This window comes from Vibrio sp. ECSMB14106, assembly GCF_000972265.1.
Classification (GTDB): domain Bacteria; phylum Pseudomonadota; class Gammaproteobacteria; order Enterobacterales; family Vibrionaceae; genus Vibrio; species Vibrio kanaloae.
In genome coordinates this window covers 22174-32544 of record NZ_LAUM01000047.1, presented here as the reverse complement: position 1 = coordinate 32544, position 10371 = coordinate 22174, and the positions used below count along the sequence as shown (strand labels likewise).

Here is a 10371-nt window from a genome sequence, read left to right as displayed (position 1 = left end):
TAACTAAGCGTACGACTTTCATCCGTGTACAAGAGCAAGAGAACAACGTGTTCGGTAAAGAGTAATCTGAACGAATTCGAATAGCTTGAAAATCAAGAGCCGCTTTTTAGCGGTTCTTTTTGTTTGGGACTCGAAAATACATTATTGCCCCGAAATGTGTTGGATAGGTGGCTGTCTGTTTCAAAACAATGATGTGATACGTGCTAGACATCTCTTAAGTGCTCGAAATATTAATTTTCAACCTAATTTTGCATAGCCAAATTAGGTATAAAAGCTTTTACTCTTATCAATGAACCATTGAGTTGCTTTACCATGCGTTGGGCTAGTAACACGATCAACTTGTAGCAACCAATCTTTTTCTTCGCCAGCAATTTCTAATTCTCTTAAATCACTGTGATGATTTATTACGTGATGTGGCAACAAGCTCCAGTTATTATTGAGCTTTATTAGCTCAATAACTCCCTCTAAATTATTCACTATGGAGTCAGACCTTGATAATGGGGTGTTGTAGTGTAATCGGGAATCTTTCAATAACACTTGGTGGTAATTTTTTATCTTGTTAAATATGACGTTAGAACTCGATAGTAAGGGATGTGAGTGGTGAACGGCTATCGAGAATGAAATATAACCAATCGAACCAAGATCCACGTTCCTTGGAGGCTCTTGGCCCCAAAGCATAAAGCCAATATCAGCTTCGTTTTTGGCAACCATATCAGCAACAAGGCTATTTTCGACAACGTTTAAATTGAGTTGTGTGAAAGGAAAAAGTGCATAAAACTCTTTTAACGCCTCGTAAAATTTAGGCGTGAGCAATAACGCATTTATTGCGATGGTCAGCTTATCTTCGACACCTGAGCTAAATGCCTTCATCATATTGTCTATTTGGTAGGCATCGTTCAGTAGACTCATCGAGTATGAGTAAAGGCGCTTGCCCTGTGGTGTTAACTGTGGGGTGCGGGATGAGCGATCAAAGATAATTGTGTCAGTATCAATTTCTAAGTTGGCAATTGCGGTACTGATGGCTGATTGTGCTTTTCCCAACTTTCTCGCAGCGGCGGAGAAAGAACCACATTCTACACATGTAACTAAGGTTTCTAATTGCTGAAGTGTAAACATTATAAACCATCTATTTTTTAGATAATAACTAACTATATGATATCACCTTTGTAGATAATAATGTGGCATCACAAGATAAATTGATGGTTTACAATATGAACAACTTGAAGCAAAAAGAACAAACTACGACTCAAAAAGAACTAGACGATCTAAGAGCTCGCTTAAATCAGAACTCGTTAGTAATGCAGAAAGCGTCCAAAAAGGCAGACTCTACAGAGATGATGGCAGGGGTTCTTAAAACCATTGGGACGTTTGAGAAAAGCTAATACTGAAAACGTATATGTTTGCATCGAGTATTAAAGGGCTCAAAAGCGCAGCATCACCTATGATCCGACAAACAACATAACAAGTTATTAAGGCTCCAAAATACTTTTTCTAATCTGATAAAGACGATTTAGTGCCCCTTTCCTAAATTGTTTCTGTCCAGAAATATGTTTTAGATATGTGGATAATTACGAATATCTAACCTTGGTATCAATCCACAAAAGATTATCAAATTTTTAATTTTCAACATAAAGAGCCGCTTTTTAGCGGCTCTTTATGTTTGAGGTGTATTGCTATTTCGGACAATTAAGTCTCAACGATCTTCTACTTCGCATAATTCGAAGGAAACAGTGCTCGTTTCGCTTCTTCATCACGTTCGGTTTTAAATTCAACGTCTTTGCCGATTTCACGCGCACGCAGTGCGGCTGGGCGAGTGTTGATTGCGTTAAACCAGCGCTTCAAGTTGGGGTAAGGTTCTAGGCCTTCTTCACCAAGCACGAACGGTGCTTTATCAACCCAACCCCATGCCGCGACATCGACGATGGTGTACTCATTTCCGACGAAAAACTCACGACCTTCCATATGTTTCTCTAACACTTCGTAGTGACGTTGCGCTTCGCGTAGATAACGATTTACCGCGTAATCTAAGCCTGCAGGTGCAGCATGACGGAAGTGTACCGATTGCCCAGAGTATGGACCAAGTCCGCTGGCGATAAACATCATCCAAGATAATAGTTCAGCTCTGTCTTCTGGCTGACCAGCTAGCTTGCCTGTTTTCTCAGATAGGTAGAGCAAGATAGCGTTAGAGTCGAATACACGTTGTCCTTCATCTTCAATCGCAGGCGTTTTGCCATTTGGATTGATCAAACGATATTCCGGTGAATGCTGCTCACCCTTTAAGGTATCGACAGGAACAAGTTCAAAATCTAGACCTGTCTCTTCCAAAAACAGAGCGATCTTCATTGGGTTTGGTGTTTGGTGAAAATAGAACTTAAGCATGGGGTAACTCCTTGTATTGGTCATTCATTAAAACACCACTTGAACGTTCGTTCAACAATTGGTTTTGAATGACTTCAAAATACGCCGATTCGCATTCAGCCTCTATGTCTCAATAACTTCGTTATCTAAACGTGAATCAGCATAGAATTATCTAGTGTGTTGGTTGTTAACTTGTTGAAAAAATGACCTTAAAGCTGCTTCTTCAATTCGTTGTTTTATACGGAGTTTGGATTTTTGATTGGTGCTTCACGGTTTTTTAATACTAGGGGCTTACATTGGTGAGCAAATCTGATGTGAACACTTAACGACACAGGATCTTTCCATGAAAAAGAACATTATCGCCCTCGCTCTTGGTGGCATGCTTGCTTTTGGCGCAACACCTTACTCTTTTGCCGCTAACGATGGCGCAGTGCAGGCTTCTGCGGATTACGCGCAGTTGGTGACTAAGCGACAAGTTGTCGACCAATTACTTCTTGATGCGTTGCAGGCGTTTAAGTCTCCGGCAAGAATTTCTCACGCGGGCTTCACGGCTAAAATGCCAAGCAACATGGAAATTGTGACTAACCGATTGTTAGAAGCGTACCAGCTAGAACCTTACCGTACTGACTTGTTGATTTCGGCGGCTAACGCTCAGATCTACAACAAGAATGCAGAGCGCGCTATTGAGTTGTTTGAACAAGCACTGACGGTTGCGCCAGACGATGTCGACTTGCACGCATATCTTGCGGTTTGGCAGCGATTTGAAGGCAATGACAGTGAATCCAACAAGCACATGGAGAAACTGGAAAGCCTGAACAAAGGTAAAGCAGAAGACATCAAACGTATTTTTGCAACGGTCGACCGCGTGTTAGAAACACCGCTTAAAGAGTCTGCAGATAAGGGACTGTTGAGCGACCACGGTGCCATCGTCACTTTGGGTTACGCGCTTAACCCTGATGGTTCTATGCATGAGATCTTGATTGAACGTCTTGAAACGACATTAGCAATGTCGAAAGCGAACCCAGACGCGATGATCGTGTTAACCGGCGGCGTGCCTAAGAACCATAAGACAGAAGGCAAGTTAATGGCGGATTGGCTTATCTCAAAAGGGGTAAGCAAAGACCGCATCATTGAAGAGAACTACGCGACCAGCACGGTAGGCAATGCTTTATTTAGTAGCTATGCACTTGCTCGTCATGATATTAAGCACGCGACCATTATTAGTTCGGCAAGCCATGTTCGTCGTGGTCAAACTCTGTTTGAGATCGCTAGCTGGCAAACGGGCCCTCAGGGCATTACCTTCGATACGGTCTCTTACCCAGATAAGCCTCTAGAAGATCTTAAGAAAGCGAGCAGTGGTGAGCTTCTAGGCATCTACCGTGACGCACTGAGAACGTATGGTATGTGGAGCTACCGCTCTTACCCATTAGAGTCTCGCTAAGCCCAAGCATTATTTGCGTTTGGGAAAAGTGCGGTTCGCGTTAAACCAAAGCGTCACTTGTTAGTACAATCGAGCACAGCTAGATGGTATGCTGTGCTCCTATTTAATTTAGTGTTTCAAAGGCAAAGAAATGAACCCGATTTTAGCGATGTTGAAAGAGAACAATATTAGCGACGAGCAGATCAGTGAGCTATTCAAAACGCTGACAGAGAACCCTCTTGCAGCAATGGCGACGATCAGCCAACTTGGTTTACCTCAAGACAAACTTCAAATGCTGATGGGTCAGGTAATGCAAAACCCTGCACTAATCAAAGAAGCAGTTGAAGAGCTTGGCCTAGATTTTTCTAAGGTTGAAGCGGCTAAAGAGCAACTTCAAAAATAAGTGAATTTGAATGAGCTAATATCGAATTAGCTTAATCCACATTCCTTAAAAAGGTCGTTTAAGTTCAGCAACAAGCTGTCTTAACGGCCTTTTTTGATCTTGGTGGCGATTTTTGACTTTGATTTGAGTGCTATCAATCATCCTTTCTGATCCTATACATACCGACCATTTCAACACAATTGACAGCAACCTTGCCAAATATGTGCGACTACTGACAATTTACTTACTAGACTTAATTAACCTATGTGCGACCTGATATGTGCACCTTGATGAACAGAGTTTTTGGATGAAGACAGCCCTAAATAATAGGGCTAACTGATTTGGGCCATAAGCGCGGTTTGTCTATGAGTCACATTAAGGAAAAGAATAAGAGGGCAACAAACTAAGCCCTTTATTGAGCAGTGAATTATAGGAAATGAGTTATGAAGTATTTAAAGGAAACCGCTTTAGCGAGCCTTGTGCTGGCTGGGCTTGTTGGTTGTGGCGGTGATTCAGGTTCATCAAGCAGCACGACACCAATTACTTTGAGCGTGAGTGATGCGCCCATTGATGATGTTAAAGACGTCACCGTGACATTCAGTAAGGTCGCTTTACTTCCTCAAGGGGGAGGTTCGCCACTGATATATGATGTGTATAAAACGGACGAAAACGGCGATTACGTTGATGAAAATGGCGATCCATTGCCAGATGGTGAGGACCCTATTCCTTTAAGTGTGAATTTGTTGGATTACCAAGGCAGCGATGCGCTTCCTTTGATTGAAAATGAGGTCATTCCGGTAGGCAGCTATAAGTTGTGTGTGTTTGCGAATGATGGCGATCATCCAACAGATCCATCTTACGTGGTAGAAAATGATGATACGAATCATGAGTTAACGGTGAAAGGTGAAGGTGCGTGTCCGCAAGGTGTGGGTAAAGAAGATAACGCTGGCGTACTTTACTTTAATAACTCATTTAATGTGAACCAACAAAGCAACGATTTTGTTGTCGAGTTCGACCTTCGACGTGGCCTAAAGAACAGTTCGACTTTCCCTGATTACACCATTCAAAGAACGTCTGTAAGCCTTATCAATACGGTTGAGACAGGAAACATTGAAGGCACTGTTGAACTTTCTACTTATGACACTTGTAACGGTGGTGATAATACCTTTGTTCAGGCAGTCTACTTGTATGAAGGTAATGTTGAACAAGCTGACATGGCTCCGATTGGCGGCAGTGATGAAGTGAAACCGATTACTTCAGCATCAGTGACAATCAATCAAGCACAGACCAACTATGAGTTTTCCCTTGGTTTCATCGACCCAGGTACTTACTCATTGGGTTATACCTGTACTGCGCAGTTCGACAGTGATGAAGACAATGCAGATCCGGTTGCTGATGGTTTTGAAATCTATGATGTTCAAAATAGTGTTCAGGTATTGGTTGGTCAAGACAGCCAAGTGTCATTCTAACCTATATGTGAATTATGCTTTTTAATCAAAACGGCCTCTCATTTGGAGGCCGTTTTTGATCATGTCACCTAGCTAGCATGAATTTGATGCGCATTGAGTGTGACTCTAGGGAAGTGATAATGTAACTTTGTATCTCTTACTCTAACCTAGCGAAATGTACTCTGGCGTTGATTATGAAATCTAGCTTAAGCATTCGATCTTATACCAAGCAATTTAATACTCATGCTCATGATGACCATCACCAACTGGTATTGCCAATCCAAGGCAGTATCAATATCGAGATGGTGGGGTATATCGGCAAAGTGGCCGTGGGAGAATGTGTGGTGATTCCGGTAACCACAGCGCATGCGTTTAAGGCGGATGAAGCAGCGCGGTTTATTGTCGCGGATATGGCGGAGTTGCCGCAGCACTTGTTGGAGCATGAGCTCTCGGTTTTCACGATAACACCACCTTTGATGAGCTTTCTGCTGTTTGTTGAGAAGCAGCTGGAGTATCAGGTCGATAGTGGTATTGAGTCATCAATCTTGGATGTGTTTTCACTGCTGTTAGAGCAACAACAAGTGAGCAAGAGCATTGACCCTCGAATCCGTGCGGTACAAAGGTTGATTGCGGATAACTACACGCAGCCGTTATCCATTTCACAACTTGCTGAAACGGCCTGTTTGAGCCCCACTCAGTTTAAGAAACGATTTAAAGAGTGCTTTGGTATCAGTGCGCTTAAATACATCACTCGATATCGCATGGAGAAAGCCCAAGCCTTGTTAACCCACACCGATTTACCGGTTCAATTGATCGCTGAAAATGTGGGGTATAGTGATGTTTCTGCTTTCAGTCGCCGTTTCTCTCAGCACTTTGGAATGTCCCCAAGGGCGTTTCTAGGCTCAATAAAAGAGAGTCTTTAGAAACAACAATAGCGTCCTTTCAGCAAATTAACTTTTATCAATCTTCACTATTATCTATTTCAGAAATGAAAATTGGGTAATAGAAATGAATCTTGCCATCAATCGCGTTAACGAATTCCAAACGGGCACTTTAGCCATCTTATTTGCTTCTATTTTATGGGGCACGACAGGCACCGCCGCAAGTTTTGCACCTGATCTAAGCCCATTAGCGATTGGTGCTTTCTCTATGGGCGTCGGTGGTCTATTGCAAGCGGGTTTGGCGTATCGAAAAATCCTATTCGCTTTCGACAAACTTTTGCAGAACAAGAAGTTGTTGGCATTGAGCGCTTTGGCTTTGGCGGTCTACCCTTTAGCTTTCTATTCTTCAATGAAATTATCAGGTGTAGCGATTGGTACAGTCGTTTCGATTGCGACCGCCCCCTTCTTTTCTGCATTGTTAGAGTGTCTGATTAGCAAAAAAAACAACATCAACAAACGTTGGCTCACTAGCTTTGCGATTGGTGTGGCGGGTATTGGGCTGTTGGTGTTTTCAGAATCTTCATCGGCGAATGAATCCGGTGATGATCTCAAGCTGTTGGGTATTGCTTTAGGTCTACTCGCAGGGTTGTGTTACGCCATTTATTCTTGGGCGACAAAAGCACTGATAGACAAGGACATTAAGTCTCAAGCGGCGATGGGCAGTATTTTTGGCCTTGGTGCGATGCTGTTGCTGCCAACGCTCTGGTTTACTGGTGAGAACCTGTTTTCCTCGCAGACTAACGTGTTAGTCATCAGTTATCTGACGTTAATCCCACAATGCTTGGGCTATGTAGCATTCAGTTTTGGTTTACGCCATGTGACCGCGAGCAGTGCCAACCTGCTGACTCTGTTTGAACCGGTGGTTGCAGCGGTGCTTGCCGTCTGCGTTGTCGGTGAGCTGATTCCCTTTACAGGCTGGCTAGGTATGTCTCTGATTGTGCTGTGCTTGTTTATGCAGTCGAAGCCATCTAAAGGAACGTTATAAGTATTTTTTTATTGAGCCTAATTGAAATTTATTTATGTGTAATTCTTATAATTGAATAAAAGGAGTATCTCAGTTGCAAGAGTGCTGTTACTATCGCTATCAATAGTCGGGGGGCATATACCTTAATTGGTGTTTGCTGAGATCGTTATTCGAGACCCGTTGAACCTGATTCAGTTAACACTGGCGTAGGGAACTATAAGCACTCGATCTACGTCTGCACCCATGAACGCTTTCATGAGTTTAATGCGGCATTTCCTACGGTTAGTGTTGGTTCTCCTACGTCTTGCAAGATAGTAGGAGCGACAATGACACACAGTTCTATTCCACCAACCTTAACTCCAAGACCCTCAACTTGTCAGATCTCTATTGACAGTTCGATTCGATCAAACACTCCAATTGTTTTAACCATCGCGGGCTCTGACAGTGGCGGCGGCGCAGGTATTCAGGCAGACATCAAAGCCATGTCTGCAACCGGTAGTTTTGCTTGTTCTGTGATTACCGCTATTACTTCCCAGAACACTCAAGGCGTTTCTGCCATTTTTCCTATCCCGCTCGACCACGTAACAAGTCAATTAGATGCGGTTTTCACTGATCTGAATATAGTGGCGGTAAAAGTTGGTATGTTGGCTGATTCGCAAATCATCAAAATTGTCGCGGATAAAATTAAACAGTACCAACCCAAGTACCTCGTCATTGACCCTGTAATGGTGGCAACCAGCGGTGACTTGCTGCTAGAAACCTCTGCCATTAGTACATTAAAGCAAGAGCTGATTCCGCTGGCTGACATCATTACGCCTAACTTGCCGGAAGGCGCGGCACTGACAGGGAAAGCCGTGCCTAAAAGCGAAGCTGAAATGCAGGGCATGATTGAAGACCTACGCACACTGGGTGCTAAAGCCGTTCTTCTTAAAGGCGGCCACTTAGAGAAGGATGAAAACAGTAACGATCTACTGATTCTGCCGACGACGTCTGCCTTGATTAGCGCGAAGCGTTTCCCGACTAAAAATACCCACGGCACGGGCTGTACGCTTTCATCTGCTATTGCTTCTTTCTTGGCTCAAGACAACACGCTTGAGAAAGCTGTCGAACTAGGAAAACAATATATTTCTCACGCGATTGCTCATGCTGATGAGTTGCAAGTCGGCCAAGGCCATGGCCCGGTAAACCACTTCTTCGCTGGACACGGCAATGTCCGTTAATACGGTTGGTGTTCAGCTCAGCAATGCCTCCTTACGTTATAACGACAGTGAACACGCGACCTTATCGGGAATGTCGCTTAGCTTAAACGCAGGTAAGTGGACGGTATTATTGGGTAGAAGTGGCTGCGGGAAAACCACGGTATTGCGTTATCTGGCAGGCTTGTTGGACGATAAGGTGGAGTGGCAGGGCACATTGGTAACCTCTGATGAACTGCCTTTAACGGATCGCATCGCTTACATGGCGCAGCAGGACTTGTTACTGCCGTGGTTGTCGGTTATCGACAATGTATGCCTGAGTCATCGCTTTCAAAATCAAGTTTCTGATAAAGCACAGCAAACCAATCAAGCACTAGAGTTGTTAGCTGCGGTTGGTTTGGCTGATCACGCGTCTACTATGCCGGATCAGTTGTCTGGTGGTATGCGCCAGCGTGTTGCCTTGGCTCGCACCTTAATGCAAGACAAACCTGTTGTGCTGATGGACGAACCTTTCTCTGCGCTGGATGCGGTAACAAGACACAAGTTACAGACCTTAGCGTGTGAACTGTTAAGAGATAAAACCGTTGTGTTGATCACCCATGATCCACAAGAGGCGGTGCGATTGGCGGATAACTTGTATGTGTTGCAAGGTACACCTGCGAGCGCCCAGTCATTATCTGTGCCTAATACAGCGACACCAAGGGTGTTAGACGGTAAATGTGCTGAGTTACAACAAGCGATCTTAGAGCAGTTGGAGCGTGACTATGAATGATCTAACGCGAAGTGAAGCTGTGGCTAGCTCAAAGATAGAGAACGTAGCAGTGCAAAGCTCAGGGGTAGAAAGTTCAACCGAGACACAAACCAAACTTGCTCGCCCTCGACAGATGAGTCCCGTTATGCGGTTACTTATCAGCAGTGCTGTGATTCTTGGTTTATGGCAAATGGTGGTGGTTATCTTCGAGATGCCGAGCTTTATTCTGCCAGCGCCCGCAGAAGTCTCTATTAAGCTAATCGAACGTTACGATGTGTTACTCAAGCACACTTGGGTGACAGCACAAGAGATTTTACTTGGGTTACTACTGGGTTTGTCGATGGGGTTATTCTTCGCTCTGCAGATGTTGATGTTTGATCCGTTGAAACGTTGGCTATTGCCTATCTTAATTGCTAGCCAGGCCATTCCTGTATTTGCTATCGCGCCAGTATTGATGCTGTGGCTGGGTTATGGCATCGCTTCAAAAGTAGTCATGGCGGCAATCATTATCTTCTTCCCCGTGACGACATGTTGCTATGACGGCCTGCGTAATACACCGACAGGCTATCTCGATCTTGCCAAGACGATGGGTGCATCGAAATGGCAACTGCTCCGCCATATCCAACTGCCTGCTGCATTGCCAACCTTAGCATCTGGCATTCGTGTGGCTGTGGTGATTGCGCCAATTGGTGCAGTCGTTGGGGAGTGGGTGGGTTCGAGTGAGGGGCTGGGTTACCTAATGCTACAGGCCAACGCACGCATGATCATAGATGAGATGTTTGCGGCCTTGTTCATCTTGGCGGTGCTGTCTATCTCGCTCTACTTCGTTACAGATAAATTACTCAAAAAAGCTATCCCTTGGGAAAACCAATGATGGCTTCGCTCAACATAAGAATAATATTCAAAAGGAA

10 protein-coding genes, 1 pseudogene and 1 riboswitch are annotated in these 10371 nt (G+C 44.2%); of the genes and pseudogenes, 9 read left to right on the top strand and 2 right to left on the bottom strand.

From position 1 onward, the window contains the following. Nucleotides 1–261: 261 nt before the first annotated feature. Nucleotides 262–1116 (bottom strand): LysR family transcriptional regulator, encoded by an 855-nt coding sequence (locus WR49_RS19970; RefSeq protein WP_046225180.1) that lies wholly within the window; start codon nucleotides 1114–1116, stop codon nucleotides 262–264. A gap of 95 nt (nucleotides 1117–1211) precedes the next feature. Between WR49_RS19970 and WR49_RS19965 the strand changes: the two genes are divergently transcribed. Further along, nucleotides 1212–1382, top strand: coding sequence for a hypothetical protein (locus WR49_RS19965; protein ID WP_231574729.1), 171 nt, complete (start codon nucleotides 1212–1214; stop codon nucleotides 1380–1382). A gap of 322 nt (nucleotides 1383–1704) precedes the next feature. Here WR49_RS19965 and WR49_RS19960 read toward each other — a convergent pair whose 3' ends face one another. Next, nucleotides 1705–2379, bottom strand: a complete 675-nt coding sequence (locus WR49_RS19960) for a glutathione S-transferase family protein (RefSeq protein WP_046225179.1) — start codon at nucleotides 2377–2379, stop codon at nucleotides 1705–1707. A gap of 322 nt (nucleotides 2380–2701) precedes the next feature. Here WR49_RS19960 and WR49_RS19955 point away from each other — a divergent pair, with 322 nt between their 5' ends. From WR49_RS19955 to WR49_RS19920, 8 genes and pseudogenes are all read left to right on the top strand, one after another. Next, a complete protein-coding gene (locus WR49_RS19955; RefSeq protein WP_009844828.1) occupies nucleotides 2702–3799 on the top strand; it encodes a YdcF family protein in 1098 nt (365 codons plus the stop codon). 130 nt (nucleotides 3800–3929) lie between these two features. Continuing rightward, a complete protein-coding gene (locus WR49_RS19950; RefSeq protein ID WP_004731647.1) occupies nucleotides 3930–4181 on the top strand; it encodes a DUF2999 family protein in 252 nt (83 codons plus the stop codon). A gap of 422 nt (nucleotides 4182–4603) precedes the next feature. After that, complete coding sequence (locus tag WR49_RS19945) at nucleotides 4604–5629, top strand: DUF4382 domain-containing protein (RefSeq protein WP_046225178.1); 1026 nt, start codon at nucleotides 4604–4606, stop codon at nucleotides 5627–5629. A gap of 173 nt (nucleotides 5630–5802) precedes the next feature. Then, nucleotides 5803–6531 carry a helix-turn-helix domain-containing protein gene (locus WR49_RS19940; protein WP_046225177.1) on the top strand — a complete coding sequence of 243 codons (729 nt, stop codon included), beginning with the start codon at nucleotides 5803–5805 and terminating at the stop codon, nucleotides 6529–6531. An 85-nt stretch (nucleotides 6532–6616) separates the two neighbouring features. Continuing rightward, nucleotides 6617–7534, top strand: a complete 918-nt coding sequence (locus tag WR49_RS19935; RefSeq protein WP_046225176.1) for a DMT family transporter — start codon at nucleotides 6617–6619, stop codon at nucleotides 7532–7534. A gap of 97 nt (nucleotides 7535–7631) precedes the next feature. After that, nucleotides 7632–7743, top strand: a riboswitch (TPP riboswitch). A 96-nt stretch (nucleotides 7744–7839) separates the two neighbouring features. Continuing rightward, the gene (thiD, locus tag WR49_RS19930) at nucleotides 7840–8733 is read left to right on the top strand and encodes a bifunctional hydroxymethylpyrimidine kinase/phosphomethylpyrimidine kinase (protein WP_046225175.1); all 894 of its coding nucleotides are present in this window, start codon (nucleotides 7840–7842) and stop codon (nucleotides 8731–8733) included. Then, entirely contained in the window at nucleotides 8723–9481 is a 759-nt protein-coding gene (locus WR49_RS19925; RefSeq protein WP_046225174.1) for an ABC transporter ATP-binding protein, read from the top strand. Before thiD ends, WR49_RS19925 begins: the two co-directional genes overlap by 11 nt. A gap of 118 nt (nucleotides 9482–9599) precedes the next feature. Continuing rightward, a pseudogene (locus WR49_RS19920) lies at nucleotides 9600–10334 on the top strand (ABC transporter permease); the annotation flags it as partial. Between the last annotated feature and the right edge of the window lie 37 nt (nucleotides 10335–10371).